The 15,552-nt window shown below is 73.7% G+C and carries 20 protein-coding genes and 1 pseudogene; 13 read left to right on the forward strand and 8 right to left on the reverse strand.

What is annotated here, in order from left to right; translation table 11 throughout:
* Window positions 1–34: 34 nt before the first annotated feature.
* From aroQ to EV383_RS29110, 3 genes are all read right to left on the reverse strand, one after another.
* Window positions 35–499, reverse strand: coding sequence for a type II 3-dehydroquinate dehydratase (gene aroQ / locus EV383_RS29100; protein ID WP_130293129.1), 465 nt, complete (start codon window positions 497–499; stop codon window positions 35–37).
* Window positions 500–622: 123 nt separating this feature from the next.
* Window positions 623–1,291, reverse strand: coding sequence for a response regulator transcription factor (locus EV383_RS29105; RefSeq protein ID WP_130293131.1), 669 nt, complete (start codon window positions 1,289–1,291; stop codon window positions 623–625).
* Window positions 1,288–2,490, reverse strand: coding sequence for a sensor histidine kinase (locus EV383_RS29110; RefSeq protein ID WP_130293133.1), 1,203 nt, complete (start codon window positions 2,488–2,490; stop codon window positions 1,288–1,290). The genes EV383_RS29105 and EV383_RS29110 overlap by 4 nt, the downstream gene beginning before the upstream one ends.
* A gap of 167 nt (window positions 2,491–2,657) precedes the next feature.
* On the opposite strand from EV383_RS29110, the gene EV383_RS29115 reads away from it, so the two are divergent.
* The 4 genes from EV383_RS29115 to EV383_RS32980 are packed head-to-tail and all read left to right on the forward strand — an operon-like array spanning window position 2,658 to window position 4,146.
* Entirely contained in the window at window positions 2,658–3,122 is a 465-nt protein-coding gene (locus tag EV383_RS29115; protein WP_242623359.1) for a DUF1707 SHOCT-like domain-containing protein, read from the forward strand.
* The gene (locus tag EV383_RS29120) at window positions 3,119–3,334 is read left to right on the forward strand and encodes a hypothetical protein (protein WP_130293135.1); all 216 of its coding nucleotides are present in this window, start codon (window positions 3,119–3,121) and stop codon (window positions 3,332–3,334) included. Before EV383_RS29115 ends, EV383_RS29120 begins: the two co-directional genes overlap by 4 nt.
* A gap of 7 nt (window positions 3,335–3,341) precedes the next feature.
* The gene (locus tag EV383_RS32975) at window positions 3,342–3,674 is read left to right on the forward strand and encodes a metalloregulator ArsR/SmtB family transcription factor (protein ID WP_165438543.1); all 333 of its coding nucleotides are present in this window, start codon (window positions 3,342–3,344) and stop codon (window positions 3,672–3,674) included.
* Window positions 3,658–4,146: an SRPBCC domain-containing protein gene (locus EV383_RS32980; protein ID WP_130293137.1), complete on the forward strand. Its 489-nt coding sequence runs from the start codon at window positions 3,658–3,660 to the stop codon at window positions 4,144–4,146. Before EV383_RS32975 ends, EV383_RS32980 begins: the two co-directional genes overlap by 17 nt.
* 6 nt (window positions 4,147–4,152) lie before the next feature.
* Here EV383_RS32980 and EV383_RS29135 read toward each other — a convergent pair whose 3' ends face one another.
* A complete protein-coding gene (locus EV383_RS29135; RefSeq protein WP_130293139.1) occupies window positions 4,153–4,641 on the reverse strand; it encodes a DnaJ family domain-containing protein in 489 nt (162 codons plus the stop codon).
* A 94-nt stretch (window positions 4,642–4,735) separates the two neighbouring features.
* Here EV383_RS29135 and EV383_RS29140 point away from each other — a divergent pair, with 94 nt between their 5' ends.
* The 3 genes and pseudogenes from EV383_RS29140 to EV383_RS32465 all read left to right on the forward strand — a co-directional run bounded on the left by EV383_RS29140 (window position 4,736) and on the right by EV383_RS32465 (window position 7,613).
* Window positions 4,736–5,383, forward strand: coding sequence for a nuclease-related domain-containing protein (locus EV383_RS29140; RefSeq protein ID WP_130293141.1), 648 nt, complete (start codon window positions 4,736–4,738; stop codon window positions 5,381–5,383).
* 238 nt (window positions 5,384–5,621) lie between these two features.
* A pseudogene (locus EV383_RS32460) lies at window positions 5,622–6,866 on the forward strand (chorismate-binding protein); the annotation flags it as partial.
* Window positions 6,849–7,613, forward strand: coding sequence for an aminotransferase class IV (locus tag EV383_RS32465; protein ID WP_242623530.1), 765 nt, complete (start codon window positions 6,849–6,851; stop codon window positions 7,611–7,613). The pseudogene EV383_RS32460 and the gene EV383_RS32465, both read left to right, overlap by 18 nt.
* Here EV383_RS32465 and EV383_RS29150 read toward each other — a convergent pair whose 3' ends face one another.
* Window positions 7,614–8,327 carry an alpha/beta hydrolase gene (locus EV383_RS29150; protein WP_130293146.1) on the reverse strand — a complete coding sequence of 238 codons (714 nt, stop codon included), beginning with the start codon at window positions 8,325–8,327 and terminating at the stop codon, window positions 7,614–7,616.
* Window positions 8,328–8,416: 89 nt separating this feature from the next.
* Between EV383_RS29150 and EV383_RS29155 the strand changes: the two genes are divergently transcribed.
* The 4 genes from EV383_RS29155 to EV383_RS29170 all read left to right on the forward strand — a co-directional run bounded on the left by EV383_RS29155 (window position 8,417) and on the right by EV383_RS29170 (window position 12,331).
* On the forward strand, window positions 8,417–9,061 hold the full coding sequence (locus EV383_RS29155; protein WP_130293148.1) for a class I SAM-dependent methyltransferase: 645 nt from the start codon (window positions 8,417–8,419) through the stop codon (window positions 9,059–9,061).
* Window positions 9,062–9,155: 94 nt separating this feature from the next.
* The gene (locus EV383_RS29160; protein WP_130293150.1) at window positions 9,156–10,046 is read left to right on the forward strand and encodes an alpha/beta fold hydrolase; all 891 of its coding nucleotides are present in this window, start codon (window positions 9,156–9,158) and stop codon (window positions 10,044–10,046) included.
* Between the two features lie 7 nt (window positions 10,047–10,053).
* A complete protein-coding gene (locus EV383_RS29165) occupies window positions 10,054–11,058 on the forward strand; it encodes a TIGR03617 family F420-dependent LLM class oxidoreductase (RefSeq protein ID WP_130293152.1) in 1,005 nt (334 codons plus the stop codon).
* A 109-nt stretch (window positions 11,059–11,167) separates the two neighbouring features.
* Window positions 11,168–12,331, forward strand: coding sequence for an acyl-CoA dehydrogenase family protein (locus tag EV383_RS29170; protein WP_130293154.1), 1,164 nt, complete (start codon window positions 11,168–11,170; stop codon window positions 12,329–12,331).
* 67 nt (window positions 12,332–12,398) lie between these two features.
* Here the strand turns inward: EV383_RS29170 and EV383_RS32790 are convergent, their stop codons facing one another.
* Both EV383_RS32790 and EV383_RS29180 read right to left on the reverse strand, forming a co-directional pair.
* Window positions 12,399–12,752: a transglycosylase family protein gene (locus tag EV383_RS32790; protein ID WP_130293156.1), complete on the reverse strand. Its 354-nt coding sequence runs from the start codon at window positions 12,750–12,752 to the stop codon at window positions 12,399–12,401.
* Window positions 12,753–13,204: 452 nt separating this feature from the next.
* A complete protein-coding gene (locus tag EV383_RS29180) occupies window positions 13,205–13,807 on the reverse strand; it encodes a TetR/AcrR family transcriptional regulator (RefSeq protein ID WP_242623360.1) in 603 nt (200 codons plus the stop codon).
* Between the two features lie 91 nt (window positions 13,808–13,898).
* On the opposite strand from EV383_RS29180, the gene EV383_RS29185 reads away from it, so the two are divergent.
* Window positions 13,899–14,327: a nuclear transport factor 2 family protein gene (locus EV383_RS29185; RefSeq protein ID WP_130293160.1), complete on the forward strand. Its 429-nt coding sequence runs from the start codon at window positions 13,899–13,901 to the stop codon at window positions 14,325–14,327.
* Window positions 14,324–15,187, forward strand: coding sequence for an NmrA family NAD(P)-binding protein (locus EV383_RS29190; protein WP_130293162.1), 864 nt, complete (start codon window positions 14,324–14,326; stop codon window positions 15,185–15,187). Before EV383_RS29185 ends, EV383_RS29190 begins: the two co-directional genes overlap by 4 nt.
* Here the strand turns inward: EV383_RS29190 and EV383_RS29195 are convergent.
* Window positions 15,162–15,536 carry a hypothetical protein gene (locus tag EV383_RS29195; protein ID WP_130293164.1) on the reverse strand — a complete coding sequence of 125 codons (375 nt, stop codon included), beginning with the start codon at window positions 15,534–15,536 and terminating at the stop codon, window positions 15,162–15,164. The two genes, EV383_RS29190 and EV383_RS29195, sit on opposite strands and share 26 nt — an antisense overlap.
* Window positions 15,537–15,552 lie beyond the last annotated feature (16 nt).

A 15,552-nucleotide genomic window follows, 5' to 3' on the forward strand; every position in this document is an offset into this window, starting at 1 on the left:
AACTGTTCCGACGAGGGGACCGGTCGCCGCCCGGTCAGACGGAGCGGGTGGGCCGGCGCAGGCGGACCAGACCGTCGATGGCCAGGGCGTAGCCGGTCACGCCGAACCCGACGACGATCCCCGCCGCGACCGGCGAGACGAACGAGTGGTGCCGGAACTCCTCGCGTCCGTGCACGTTCGAGATGTGCACCTCGATCGTCGGGAGCTCGGCGCCCTCGATCGCGTCGTGCAACGCGACGGAGGTGTGGGTGTAGGCGGCGGCGTTGAGCACCGCGCCCAGGGCAGTCCCCTGCTTCACCGCGGCGCCGGCCTCGTGGATCCAGTCGACGAGTACGCCCTCGTGGTTGGTCTGGCGGAAGTCGAGGTCGAGGCCCTGCCGGGTGGTCTCCTCGCGGCACAGCGTCTCGACGTCGGCGAGGACCGTGGTGCCGTAGACGTCCGGCCGACGGGTGCCGAGCAGGTTCAGGTTCGGGCCGTTGAACACGAACACGGTCGACATCTCAGACGCTCCTCACGGGATCGGGCGGCGGTCGGTCGCGATCCTTCCCCACCCGGGCGGTGCCCACCGGCCCCACCCTCGTGAGCGGATATCGCTGCCCTGGCAGTGATATCCGCGCACGGGTCACATCCAGCCGGGACGCACCAGGCCGCTCTCGTAGGCCAGGACCACCAGCTGTGCCCGGTCGCGGGCGCCGAGCTTGGTCATCGCGCGGCTGACGTGCGTCTTCGCCGTGGTCGGGCTCATGAACAGGCGGGCGGCGATCTCGTCGTTGGACCGTCCCGCCGCGACCTGGGCGACGACCTCGCGCTCGCGGTCGGTCAGTGCGTCGAGCCGTGCGGTGCCGCCGCCGGAGCCGGGACGCGAGCGCGCCGCGAACTCCGCGATCAGGGTGCGGGTGACGGCCGGGGCGAGCAGCGCCTCGCCGCCGTGCACCACCCGGATCGCCTTGATCAGGTCGGCCGGTTCGCTGTCCTTGACCAGAAAGCCGCTGGCGCCGAAGCGGATCGCGTCGAAGACGTAGGAGTCCTCGGTGAACGTGGTCAGCACGATCACCCGGACGTCGGCCAGGCCGGGGTCGGCGGTGATGTCGCGGGTGGCGGCGAGCCCGTCGTGGCCCGGCATCCGGATGTCCATCAGCACGACGTCCGGGCGCAGCTCACGCACCCGGGCGAGCGCCTCGGCACCGTCGGCGGCCTCGGCGACGACGTCCAGGTCGGCCTGCGAGGAGAGCAGCGCGCGGAAGCCGGAGCGGACCAGGGCCTGGTCGTCGGCGATCAGGACCCGGATCATCGGCGCACCGTATCGGGGGCGCCGCCGGGTGCGGGGTCGTCGACAGGATCGGGGTCGCGCTCCGCCGGGGAGAGCGGCAGCCGTGCCGACACCCGGAACCCGCCGTCCGGGCCCCGGCCCGTCTCCAGCGTCCCGCCGAGGGCCTGGGCGCGTTCGCGCATCCCGACCAGTCCGTTCCCGTCGCGCATCTCCTCGGACGGACCGGTGCCGTCGTCGTCGACCCGGATCTCCAGCGCGTCGCCGGAGTACCGGAGCAGCACTGCCGCGCCGGCCGCCCCGGCGTGACGGCGTGTGTTGGTCAGCGACTCCTGGACGATCCGGTAGGCGGCCAAATCGGTGCGGGTGGGCAGTGGCCGCGGCGGACCCTCGGTGCGCAGGGTGACCGGGAGGCCGGCCGTGCGGACGTCGTCGAACAGGGCGTCGAGCCGGTCCAGGCCGGGCGTCGGGTGGTGCGGGGCCTGCTCGTCGACCCCGCGCAGCACCCCCAGGGTGGAGCGCATCTCGCGCAGCAGGTCCCGGCTGGAGCGCTTGATCTCGGTCAGCGCGGTGCGGGCCTGCTCGGGGTCGTCGTCCATCAGGAACAGCGCGACGCCGGCCTGCACGTTGATCAGCGAGACGTGGTGGCCGAGCACGTCGTGCAGCTCCTGGGCGATCCGCAGTCGTTCCTCCCCCGCGCGGCGGCGCTGCTCCTCGGCGAGCACGACCCCGGCCTGCGCGATCCGCTCCCGCCGGGCCCGCCACAGCGCCCCGGCCGCGGCGAACGCGGTCAGCCAGGCGAGCCACAGCACCATCCCCGACCACGGGACGGGCCGTCCGAGCAGCAGCAACGTCACGACGAGCAGCACCATCGCCGTCACGACGACCGCCGCCGCCCGGCGGTGCCACCCGGCCGCGACCGCGGTGAACACCGCGACCAGCGTCGCGAGCGGGACCGGCCCGAACGCGTAGCCCGCGACGACGTAGGCGCCGAGCGCGAGCACGCAGACGGCCAGCGCCGCCGGCGGCCGGACCCGGCGCACCACGAGCGCGGCCGGGCCGACCAGCAGCAGCACCACCGCGAGCGCGTCCAGCGGGCGGGCGGCCGGCTGGACGTAGGCGGCGAACCGCGTCCCGCCCAGGGTCACCGCCGCGACGGCGGCGGGCGCGACGATCGTCGAGAGCACCCCGCCCCACCAGCTCGGACGGGTGGTGGCGGACATCCCGTCACGGTAGGGCAGCCGGAGCCGTGACGGCGTCCTCCCGCCGGAGGCCGTCCGGCTGCTCCCGCGGGAGTAGGACGGGCCGGGCCGGTGCGCCGCGGGCGGCAGCGGAGCCGACACCCCGGGACGGACGCGCTCGGACCCCGTGCGAGGCGAGTCTCGTCTCCATGACCGACACCCAGATGCCCTTCACCGCGCCACGCACCGTCGCCCCGGGCGGATCGGACCTGCTGGCCTCCGACACCGAACGCGAGCGCGTCGCCGACCGGCTGCGCGCCGCCGCCACCGACGGGCGGCTCACCCTCTCCGAGGCCGACGAGCGCCAGGCCGCGGTCTACGCCGCCCGTACCCGGGCCGAGCTGATCCCGCTGGTCTCGGACCTGCCCGCACCGGCGAGACCCTCCGGACGCCCGCCGAGGCCCCCGATGACCGACCGGGCGCGGCGGCGGTTCCACGTCCACGTCGCGATCGTCGCGGTGCTGTTCACCGTGCTGGTGGTGGCGTGGGCGGTGAGCTCGGCGCCGTTCTTCTGGCCGGCGTGGCCGACGTTCTGGATGCTCCTGAGCCTGTTCGTGCACTCCCGCCGGGCCGAGCGCGAGCCACGCGAGCAGCTTCCGGAGGAGCTGCGGTGACCGCCGCGCTCCGGACCGGGAGCGGCCGCGCGACCGGACGGAGGTGGTCGCTGTCCCGCCCGGCCCGTTCCGCCCTGCGCGGCGGGCACGTCGTCCTCGGCGTGGCCAGGACCGGCATGGCGCTGGTGATGCTCGTGACGGCCACCCTGCTCTCGGTGCGGAAACCCGGAAGGCGCGTCCGGTCGTTGACAGGCAACCGGAAGGTTGCATAATTGGGTGGTGACCGACGTGGACGCCGTGTTCCGGGCGCTGGCCGACCCGACACGACGGCTGATCCTCGACCGGTTGTACGAGCACAACGGGCAGACGCTCGCCGACCTGTGCGCCGGACTGGAGATGAGCCGCCAGGCCGTCTCCAAGCACCTCGCGCTGCTGGAGGCCGCCGGGCTCGTGTCCACCGTCCGCCGCGGCCGGGAGAAGCTCCACCATCTCGACCCGGTGCCCATCCAGGAGATCCACGACCGGTGGATCGGCAAGTTCGAGCAGGCCCGGGTGCAGGCGATCACCGCGCTGCGCACCGCGCTGGAGGATCCCCATGACCGAGATCAGTGAACGCACCTACGTCTACACGACCTACATCGCGACGACGCCACAGAAGGTGTTCGACGCCCTGACCACACCCGAGTTCACGATGCAGTACTGGGGCGGCGCGGAGATCCGCTCGGAGTGGACGGTCGGCAGCTCGGTCGAGGCCTACCACCCCGACCACGACGACTTCATCGGTGAGGTACTGGCGGTCGAGCCGCCGAACAAGCTGTCGTACACGTTCACCGGGAAGGCGGAGCGGGAGGAGGGACGGCCGGCCACGGTCGTCGAGTTCGACATCTCCGCGTTCGGCGACGAGGTCGTGAAGCTGACCGTCGTGCACAGCGGGTTCACCGCGGACGAGCGGGGCGAGCAGGACGTCCGCGACATCGGCCACGGCTGGCCGGCGATCTTCGCGGCGCTCAAGACGCTGCTGGAGACCGGGTCGCCGCTGCCCTCGCCCGGGCACTTCGCCCCGCGGACGCCGGTCCGCGCCTGAGTCCGCTCAGGACCGCCCGAGCAGGCGCGCCCACCAGGACCGTCGTTCCGAAGCAGGGGCGACCGGAGCCGGGGGCGGTGCCGGGGCCGGGCGCTCCGGGCCGCGACGCTCGTCGCGCCACCGGGTGACGACCTCGTCGGGGTCCTGGCGCCGGATCGGGATCCGCGGTCCGGACGGGAAGCGCATGTGCTCGACGATCCGCACGTTCAGCTCCTCGACGGCGTCCCGGACCCGGCGTTCGTCGCGGAGCGCCCGGACGGTCTCGGGCAGCCGGTCGATCTCCTTGCGCAGCTGCACCGAGGGCGGCAGCAGGGCGTCGGAGGACAGGCCCTCACGGCGGAGGAACCCGCGGACCCACCAGTTCTCGTCGAACTTGCCGTCCAGGCCGGGCAGGGGCTTGCCCTTGCCCGGCAGGTCGTCGAACTCGCCGCGCTCCTGGGCCTCCCGGATCTGCCGGTCGACCGCGCTCTCGAATCTCGGATCCGGTGCGTACATCAGGCCTCCCACCAGCAGGATAGCAACGCCGGACGATCGTTTCCGCTCGTGCGGACGCCCGAAACTGTCGGTGGTCGGGGCCACACTCCCGGGCATGGAGAACACCACGACGTACCCCGGCACCACCGACCTCGCGACGCACTACCCCGGCCGCCGTGTCGGTCACGAGGCCGCCCGGCGCCGGGCCGAGCAGGGCCCCGGCGCCGACCGCACCTGGCGCCTCGGCGCCGACGGCGAGGAACGCACCGCACACCTGCTGGAGTCGCTGACCGGGCGCACCCGGCGGGACCGGTTCCTGCACCGGCCACCGAGCTGGCGGGTGCTGCACTCGGTACCGCTCGACGACGGCACGGCCGACATCGACCACGTCCTGATCGGACCGCCCGGCGTGTGCGTGGTCAACACCCGGCACCACCGGGGCGGCCGGGTGCTGCTCGACGGCGACGCGCTCGTCGTGAACGGGTTCCGCACCGACGCGGTGGCCCGGGCCCGTGCCGAGGGCGCCCTCGCCCGCGCGCTGCTGCTGCCCCGGCTCGAGGCCGAGCTCGGTCCGGTGCCGGTCCGTCCGGTGATCGCGATCGTCGGCGCGGCCATGCAGGTGGCCCGCTGGCCGGACGACGTCATCGTGGCGACGGAGGGCGCGCTGATCGCGGCGATGCGCGGCCTGGCACCGGTCCTGGACGCGCGCCGGGTGGAGCGGGTCCACGACGTCGCGCGCCGTCCGGAGAGCTGGAGGGTCTGACGGGCCGGGTGCACTTCGCCACCGGGGCCTTCCGGTGCCCGGCGGCGGTCACCATGATCGGGCGGTGACTCCCCCTCCCGACGCCGGCGAACCGGCGTATGTGCTGTTCGCGGCACCGCTGACGGTCGAGCTCGGCGTGACCGGGGTCGTGCGCCGGCTCGCCCACCGCGAGCGGGTCACGGCCTGGGCCGGGAGCTGGTCACGCGGTGCGCTGGTCACGTGCGACCCCGTGCGGGAGATGCCGGCGGACTCCGACCCGTTCGACGTGCTCGGCGCGGTGCCCGACGTCGGGCCGGACCCGCGGTTCCCGGACGCCGTCGGCGGCGGCTGGTTCGGGTACCTCGGCTTCGCGGCACCCGGACGACGGCCGCGGGCGAGCCTGGCCTGGTACCGCGACGTGCTCCGCCACGACGGCCAGCGCTGGTGGTACGAGGCGCTGCTCGGCCCGGACGGCGACGAGGCGAGCGCCCGGTCGCGGTGCGCGACCCTGTGCGCCGACCTCGCCGGACCGGCGCCGTCCGCGGAGGCCGGGGTCGTCGTCGAGCGGTGGCCGGACCGGGACGCGCACCTGGCCGCCGTCGAGGCCTGCATCTCCGAGATCCGTCGTGGGGAGATCTACCAGGCGAACATCGCCACCGAGCTGGGCCTGCGGCTCGACGGCGGGGTGCACGAGGCGTGGGCGCGGATCGTCGGGGCCCGGTCCGGATCCGGGACGCCGGCGCGGGCGGCGCTGGTCGCGGACAGTGAGCTGGCGGCGGTCAGCGCGAGCCCGGAGCTGTTCCTGCGCCGTGACGGGCGCGACGTCCGCACCGACCCGATCAAGGGCACCCGGCCGCGGATCGGTGTCACCGGCGACGGGCCGGGCGGCGGGTCCGCCCACGGGACCGTCGGCGGGCCGGCCGGGAACAACGCGGCCGGGATCGACGCGCCCGGGATCGACGCCAGGGCCGCGGACGACCGGGCCGACGCCGAGCAGGGGCGACGACTCGCCGGATCGACGAAGGACTCGGCCGAGAACGTCATGATCGTCGACCTGATGCGCAACGACCTGGCGCGGGTGTGCGCCACCGGCAGCGTCCGCGTCGCCGGGTTGCTGTCGGTGCAGCCGCACCCCGGCGTGTGGCACCTGGTCTCACGGGTGCACGGACGGCTCCCGGACGGGGTCGACGACGGCGCGCTGCTGCGTGCGACGTTCCCGCCGGGATCGGTGACCGGCGCGCCGAAGGTCCGGGCGGTGCAGGTGATCGAGGGGCTGGAGGCGCAGCGGCGCGGGTTGTTCACCGGTGCGCTCGGCTACGCGAGCCCGCTGGCCGGGCTGGAGCTGAGCGTCGCGATCCGCACCCTGGAGGTGGACCCGCCCGGGCCCGACGGCACGGCGTCGGCGCGGCTGGGCGTCGGCGGGGGCATCACCGTCGACTCCGACCCGGCCGAGGAGTGGGCGGAGTGCCTGACCAAGGCCGCGCCGGTGCTCGCCGCACTCGACGGCGGTTCGGCTCCTCCGGCACCGGCCACGGTCCGCCCGGCCCGGCGCGCCGACGGGCTGTTCGAGACGCTCGCCGCCGTCGACGGGCGGGTTGCGCGCCTCGGAGAGCACGCGGCCCGGCTGCGGCGCTCCTACCTGTCCTGCACCGGTGAGCCCCTGACCGCGCACGTCGAGACCGCGGTCGCGGAGGCGACGGCGGGGCTGCGCGGTCAGCACCGGGTCCGGGTGGAGGCCTCCCCCGGAGCCACCGACGAGGTGCGGGTCCACGCGGTGCCGTGGCCGGGCCCGGTCCCGCTCGCCGAGCAGCCGGGTCTGGTGCTGCGTGTGTGCCGCACGGCGGAGGGTGAGTCGCACAAGTTCGCCGACCGGCGGTGGCTGGACGCGCACGAAGCCGCCGTCGACGAGGAGGAGACCCCACTGCTCGTCGACCGGGACGGAACGGTCCTGGAGTCGACCCGCTCGTCGGTGTTCGCCGTGCTCGGCGGGGCGCTGCGGACACCGCCGCTGGACGGGCGGATCCTGCCCGGGACGGCCCGGCGCGCCGTCCTCGACCTGGTCGACCCGGACCCCGCGACCACCGCTCCGGTCCGGATCGGTGACGTCGCCGACCTGGACGGCATGTTCCTGACCAACGCCCTGCGTGGCGTGCAGTGGGTGCGCGAGATCCGCGACGACGGCACCGTCCTCGCCCGCTGGACGGCCCCCGACCCGCTCACCCTCCGGATCGCGGCCGACCTGGCCCGGTGATCACCCGGCCAGGTTCAGGAGGATCTCCGCCAGCTCGTCGGGGCGGTTCTGCGGAACCATGTGAGTGGTCTCGATCTCGTGGTAGCGCCAGGCCGGGGAGTCCTTCGCGTGGGCGGCGGCCGCGGTGAACGCGCCGCCGGTGACGTCCTCGACGGTGGCCCGGACGTAGGTCCGGCCCAGCCGGCGCTCGTCGACCGGAACGGCGGTGCGGACCGGCTCGGTGAACGTCGCGACCGGCTGCGCGGAGCGGCGCGGGGCCGACCACTTGCCCTCGGCCGGGTCGTCGTAGTGCCGGTCGCGGCCCGGGACCAGCCACGGCGCGCCGAGCCCGGCCTCCCCCGCCGGCGGCACCGCGGCGGCCATCGCCGGGGCCAGGTCGGCGGCGCTCTGCCCGTCGGCCGGGAGGAACGCGTCGAGGTAGACGATCTCGCGCACCCGGTCGCCGATCTCGTCCAGCGCGCCGGTGACGACCATCCCGCCGTAGGAGAAGCCGAGCAGGACGATGTCGCGTAGGTCCTCGTAGAGGATCGTGTTCACGACGTCGCGCACGTGCAGGCCGAGCCCGACGTGCGGGCCGGTGAGGTGCGAGCGCTCGCCGATGCCGGTCAGGCTCGGGGTGAACACCTCGTGCCCGGCCGCGCGCAGCCGCGGTCGCAGGAGGTGGAAGCCGTGTGCGCCGCCCCAGGCGCCGTGGACGAGGACGTAGGTCGCCATGGGGTGATCGTGCCGCACCGGGCGGGTCGCGGTTCAGCTGAACCGCATCCGGCGGGCCGACGGCGCCCGGGTCGCCCACACTGGATCGGGTGAGCACCGACGACGGCTTCCCCGAGGGCTTCTTCTCCCGCGCCGACGAGGCCGACGACGCGGAGTTCTACCTCCCGCCCCGGATCGTCCACCACATCGACGACGGCGCGATCGCCGCCGCCGGGGCGTTCTACGCCGAGATCGGCGCGACCGGGCGCGTACTGGACCTGATGTCGTCGTGGGTCTCACACCTGACCGCCCGCCCGGAGCACCTGACCGTCCTCGGCATGAACGACGAGGAGCTGACGCAGAACCCGATGGCGCACGAGCGCGTCCGGCACGACCTCAACGCCGACCCGGTGCTCCCCCTGCCTGACGACGCGTTCGACACCTGCATCTGCACCGTGTCGGTGGACTACCTGACCCGTCCGATCGAGGTGTTCGCCGAGGTCGCGCGCGTACTGCGGCCGGGCGGGACGTTCGCGTGCACGTTCTCCAACCGCTGCTTCCCGACCAAGGCGATCCGCGGCTGGCTGCAGACCGACGACGAGACCCACATCAGGATCGTCGGCGAGTACTTCCGTCGCAGCGGCGGGTTCGAGGACCCGCAGGCCGGGCAGTGCGGGACGCCGCCGGGCGCGAACCCGCTCTTCGCCGTCTGGGCGCGGACCCCGTCGACCACGGCACGGAACAGCCAGGATTGACCGTCGATCCGCTGTGACGCAGGATCGGAGGTCCCCGAGGCCGATGACGATCCGTCCGGCCGCGCACGACACCACACCACGGCGGTGAACCCCGATGACGACGTCGGAGCAGACCCACTCGACCTTCACCCTGACCGGGCGGGACGGCACCGTCGTCACCGCCTACCGGTGGCTCCCCGACGGCCCGGTGCGCGGGATCGTGCAGCTCACCCACGGCATGGGTGAGCACCTGCTGCGCTACGCCCCGCTCGCCGCCGTCCTGACCGGGCGGGGGTTCGCCGTGTACGGCCAGGACCACCGCGGGCACGGGGCCACGGCCGGGTCCGCCGAGAACCACGGCGTGCTCGGCGAGACCGGCTGGGCCGGGCTGGTCGACGACATCGAGGTGCTCCGCAGCCACGCCCGCGGCGAGCAACCCGACGTCCCGCTGGTCCTGCTCGGGCACAGCATGGGCTCGTTCGCGGTGCAGCAGTACCTGCCCGCGCACTCGGACCGGATCGACGCGTGTGTGCTGTCCGGGACCGGGCTGCTGGACCTGCTCGAGCCGGCGCTGGACCTGTCCGCGGCGATCGACCTGTCCGGCTTCAACGCGCCGTTCGAGAACCGCACCGGCTACGAGTGGCTCTCCCGCGACGAGGCCCAGGTCGACCTCTACGTCGCCGATCCCGACTGCGGGTTCGGCCTGGACCAGCCGGGCACCGTCGCGATGTTCACCGGCGCCCGCCCGCTGGCCGAGCCGGACACCCTCGCGCGGATCCGCGACGACCTGCCGCTCTACGTCACCGTCGGCGACGCGGACCCGGTCAACGCCGGGCTCGCCCTGGTGCACCCGATGATCGAGCGCTACCGCGCCGCCGGGCTCACCGACGTCACGCTCGCCGTCTGGCCGGGCGCGCGGCACGAGGTGTTCAACGAGACCAACCGCGACGAGATCGTCGCGGACCTGACGGCCTGGCTCGACCGGGTCGTCCCCGACGGGAAGTAGGACAGGCGTGCACGTCGACACCACCGGGAGCTTCACCGCGACACCGCTGGAGACCGAGCAGGTCGCCGTCGAGGCGGAGAAACAGGGCTACGACGGGGTGTCGGTGCCCGAGACCGCCCACGACGCCTTCATCGCGCTCGGCCTGGCCGCCCGCGCGACCAGCAGGATCCGGCTGCAGTCGGGGATCGCGGTCGCGTTCGCCCGCAACCCGATGACGCTGGCCTACCAGGCCAACGACGTCGCCCAGCTCGCCGAGGGCCGCTTCGACCTGGGCATCGGGTCGCAGGTCAAGCCGCACATCGAGCGCCGGTTCGACATGCCGTGGAGCCGCCCGGCGGCGCGGATGGAGGACTTCGTCCGCGCGGTGCGCGCGATCTGGTCGGCCTGGGAGACCGGTGAGCGTCTGCGCTACGAGGGCGAGTTCTACTCGCACTCGCTGATGACCGAGTTCTTCTCGCCGGGGCCGAACCCGCACGGCAACCCTCCGATCATGCTGGCCGCCGTGGGCGAGCGGATGACCGAGGTCGCCGGCCGGGTCAGCGACGGGCTGCTCGCGCACTCGCTGACGACGCCGTCGTACATGAACGAGGTGACGATCCCGGCGCTGAAGCGCGGCCGCGACTCGTTGGACGGGTTCCAGGTCTGCCTTCCGGTGTTCGCCGTCCTCGGCGCGGACGGGTCGGCGCGTGCCGCCGCCGAGCAGGGCGTCCGGCGTCAGATCGCGTTCTACTCCTCCACGCCGCCGTACCGCCCCGTGCTCGAGCACCACGGCTGGGGCGAGCTCGCCGACACGCTCAACAAGCTCTCGCGTCAGCAGGCCTGGGACGAGATGGCCGGCCTGATCACCGACGACGTGCTGGACGCGTTCGCCGTCGCCGGGACCCCGGACGAGGTCGCGGACGGGATGCTGGCCCGCTACGGCGACGTCGTCGACCGGATCTCGCTCTACACCCCCTACGACGCCGACCCGCAGCTCGTCCTCGACACCACGACCCGCCTGCGCGCGGCGTAGGCAGGGGTCCGCGGAACACACATCGGCAGTACGAAGCAATGCGGCGAGGTCGGCCCGGCTGAGCGACGATCGAGGCCGGCACCGCGAGCATCGAGGCAGGAGTGGGCACATGGACGTGCACGACGACCCCTACAAGGACATCCGGGAGGGCGTGCGCGACGTCTGCCGCCAGTTCGGATCGGAGTACTGGCAGAAGCACGACCGCGAGCACGAGTTCCCGTGGGACTTCTACCGCGCGATGGCCGACGGCGGCTGGATCGGCATCGCGATCGACGAGGAGTACGGCGGCGGGGGCACCGGGATCAGCGAGGCGGCCGTCCTGATGGAGGAGGTCGCCGCGTCCGGCGCGGCGATGAACGGCGCCAGCTCGATCCACCTGTCGGTGTTCGGGATGAACCCGGTCGCCAAGTACGGCAGCGACGAGATGCGGCAGAAGTATCTGCCCCGCGTCGCCGACGGCAGCCTGCACGTCGCGTTCGGGGTGACCGAACCGGACGCCGGCCTGGACACCACGTCGATCTCCACGACGGCGCGGCGCGACGGGGACCGCTACCTGGTGCGCGGCCGCAAGGTGTGGACGTCGAAGGCGCAGTTCTGCGAGAAGGTCCTGCTGCTGGTCCGGACCACGCCGGTCGAGGAGTGCGCCAAGCGCACCGACGGGCTCACGCTGCTGCTGGCCGACCTGCAGCGGCCGGAGGTCACGATCACCCCGATCGACAAGCTGGGCCGCAACGCCGTCGTGTCCTGCGAGGTGGTCTACGACGACCTGCCCGTCGACGTCGTCGACCGCGTGGGCGAGGAGGGCAAGGGCTTCAAGTACATCCTCGACGGCCTGAACCCGGAGCGGATCCTGATCGCCGCCGAGGCGCTGGGCGTCGGGCGGGCCGCGCTGGACGCCGCGGTGAAGTACGCCAACGAGCGGGTCGTGTTCGGCCGTTCGATCGGCAAGAACCAGGGCATCGCGTTCCCTCTGGCCGAGGCCCACATGCGGCTGCACGCCGCGAGCCTGGTCGTCCGTGAGGCCGCCGAGCGCTACGACGCCGGGCTGCCCTGCGGCGAGCAGGCCAACACGGCCAAGTTCCTCGCCGCCGACGCCGGGCACTTCGCCGCGGACCGGGCCATGCAGACCCTGGGCGGGTTCGGCTACGCGACCGAGTACGACGTCAGCCGGTACTTCACCGAGTCGCGGCTGATGAAGCTCGCGCCGCTGCCGCAGGAGATGGTGCTGAACTACGTCGCCGAGCACGTGCTCGGGCTCCCGCGGTCGTACTAGCGCAGACGCCGGAACGGCCGGTGACCGCGCAGGGTCACCGGCCGTTCCGGAAAGCTCTGAGAGAGACTCAGCGCAGGCCGAGCTTCTTCGAGCAGGCGGGCCAGGCCTTCCAGCCCTGCTCGTCGAGGACGCGCTCGGCGACCGCGATCTGCTCGGAGCGGCTCGCGTTGGTCGGGCTGCCCTCGCCACCGAAGGCCTTCCAGGTCGACGGCGTGAACTGCAGGCCGCCGGAGAAGCCGTTCCCGGTGTTGATGCTCCAGTCACCGCCGCTCTCGCACTCGGCGAGCCGGTCCCACGTGCTGGACGGTGCGGCGTTCGCGGTGCCGGCAAGCGCCAGGGGCGCACCGACGGCGACCAGCCCTGCGGCGGCGATACCGACGACGCGACGGGCGGTCACGGACACACGACTGCTGCTGCTCATTACCCTCAACCTTTGGTCAGACCCACGTCCAACCGGGCACACACACCGCACGACGCCATGGGGAGCGACGTCCGGGGGTGGTCGCATCGGATTCCGATGCCCGTGCCCGACCCCGTCCCGCCTTGTGCGGATCGACTCGCCGGGAACCGCGGGACGGGGAATGTCCTTGGCGTGACGGTTCCGGCACTTCGGTGTGGCCCGCAACCAGGCGGAGCGGACCGAGGACGAAGGTAGGCGGCGACCCCGTGCAGGGGTCAAGACACTGCCTCGTGACGTATCACACGGAGATAACGACTTCTGTCTTCGTCGCAGCTCAGAGCCGCTTTTCGTGCATCACGGGTGCGGTCCTCAACCTCGCGGAACTTCCGATTCGGACCTATTGCTGCGGGGTCATCGGATCGTTATCGACGCTCAGGAACTGTTTCCGATCCGGAATCACTGACCCGATGTGGTCACGTATTCGCCCCGAGTGCACGGAGAACGAGATCGGTCACGGCGTCCAGGTAGTCCGGACCGGTCGCGGCCCGGCGGACGCTGTGACGCCAGTAGATCGGGGCGGCGAGCAGGTCCAGCGCGAGCTCACGGTCGACGTCCGGCGCGAGCTCGCCGCGCTCGATCCCGCGTCGCAACACCGCCGCCCCGTGCTCCCGGCGGGGCTCGCCGACGGCCTCGGCGACGGCGGCCGCGAGCTCCGGACGGCGCCCCTGCTCGGCGACCAGGTCGGGCAGGATCGCCGCGAAACGAGGGTGGGTGAGCCACTCTTGCAGCCCGGCGAGCATCGCCCGGACGTCACCGCGCAGCGACCCGGTGTCGGCCGTGGCCGCGCACGGGACGCTGAACCCGGAGACGACGGCAACCACCATCGCGTCGCGCGAGGACCAGCGCCGGTAGAGGGCGCTCTTGCCGACCCCGGCCCGGCGGGCGACCGCCTCCATCGACAGCCGCCCGATCCCGCCCTCGGCCAGCTCGTCGAGGACGGCCTCGGTGATCGCGTCGGTGACGCCGGCCTGCAGCACGGCCGCACCGGCGGGCGCACGTCGGGTCGGCTCCGTCACGGGATCCACGGTAACCGACGATGGGACGGAACCGTATCGTCGTCCCTGCGTCGAGACGGGACCGTCTCGTCCTGACGATCGAGGAGCCACCGTGACACGGACACCGACCGAGCTCGTCGAGCACGCCCTGGAGCTTCTGCTCGCCCACGACATGGCCGGGTTCGCCGGCCTGTGGGCCGTCGACGGCGTGATGGAGTTCCCGTTCGCCGCCGCCGGCTCGCCGCAGCGCCTCGACGGCCGCGCCGCGGTCGCCGACTACCTGCGCGACTACACCGACGTCGTCGACATCCGGGAGGTCGTCGAGAAGACGCTGCACGAGAGCACCGACCCCGAGGTCGTGATCGCGGAGTTCGAGGTGGACGGCGTCGCGCTCGCCACCGGGCGGCCCTACCGGATGCGCTACATCGCGGTGATCACCGTGCGCGGCGGCGAGATCGTGCGCTACCGCGACTACTGGAGCCCGCTCGCCGTCGCCGAGGCCACCGGCGCCACCGGCCTCCCGACGCGGGTGGAGGCATGAGCACGGTCCTGGTCCTCGGCGGCACCGGCACGACCGGAAGCCGGGTGACCGCGTTCCTGCGGGCCCGCGGCGCGACGGCGCGGGTCGCGACCCGGAGCCCGTCGGGGCCGGGGCAGGTGCGTTTCGACTGGACCGACCCGGCCACGCACGCCCCCGCCCTCGACGGTGCCACGGCGGTCTACCTGGTCGCGCCGATCGGGGAGGCCGAGCCGGCGCCGCTGGTCGCACCGTTCCTCGACGCCGCGCGCACGGCCGGGGTCCGCCGGGTCGTCCTGCTGAGCTCGTCCGCGGTCCCGGACGCCGACGACGGGGTGGGCGCGCTCCCGGCGCTGGTCCGCGGGGCGGTCGGAGAGTCGACGGTGCTGCGGCCGTCCTGGTTCATGCAGAACCTCGTCGGTGACCACGTGCTGGCCGCCGGGATCCGCGAGCACGGCGAGATCGTCACCGCGACCGGTGACGGCCGGGTCGGGTTCGTCGACGCCGGTGACATCGCCGCGGTGGCCGGGCACGCCCTGCTCGACGCCGAGCCGCACCCGTCCGAGCACCTGATCACCGGTCCGGAGGCGCTGAGCTACGCCGACGCGGCGGCCGTCCTCACCGACGTCACCGGGTCGCCGGTGCGGCACCGGGCCGTGACGGCGGAGGAACGGACGGCGCGGTTCGCCGCGAGCGGCATCCCGGACGACTTCGCCGCGCTGCTGGCCGCGCTGGACGTCGCGATCGCGGGCGGGTCCGAGGACCGGGTCACCGACACCGTCGCGCGGGTCACCGGACGGGCGCCGCGCACGCTGCGGGAGGTGGCCACGGAGGCGCTGTCCCCCGCGGGAGGAGAGATCAGACCGGGGCGCGCCGGAGCGTGAACACCGCGACCCGGACGGCGAGGGCGTCGAGCAGCAGCGCCCCGAACGCCCACGGGTCCAGCCAGCCGTCGAAGCTCTGCCCGTCCGCGACCGCGACCAGGCCGGGGATCAGGAAGGTCGCCACCCCGACCCCGCCGACGACGGCCGCGGCGAGCAGCACGGCGGGCTCGTCGCGAAGCAGCACGGCGCCGGCCACGACCAGGGCCGCGACGGCGATCAGCGCGTCGATCGCGGCCAGGCCGGGCGAGTAGGCCCACAGCCGCACGGTGAGGACGGCGTGCACGACCGCCGACGCGACGAGCAGCGCGGTGACGATCCGGCGTCCGGTGGTGGGCTGGGGGCGGTTCACGCCGTCGAGTCTGCCC

Source organism: Pseudonocardia sediminis, from assembly GCF_004217185.1.
Taxonomy (GTDB): domain Bacteria; phylum Actinomycetota; class Actinomycetes; order Mycobacteriales; family Pseudonocardiaceae; genus Pseudonocardia; species Pseudonocardia sediminis.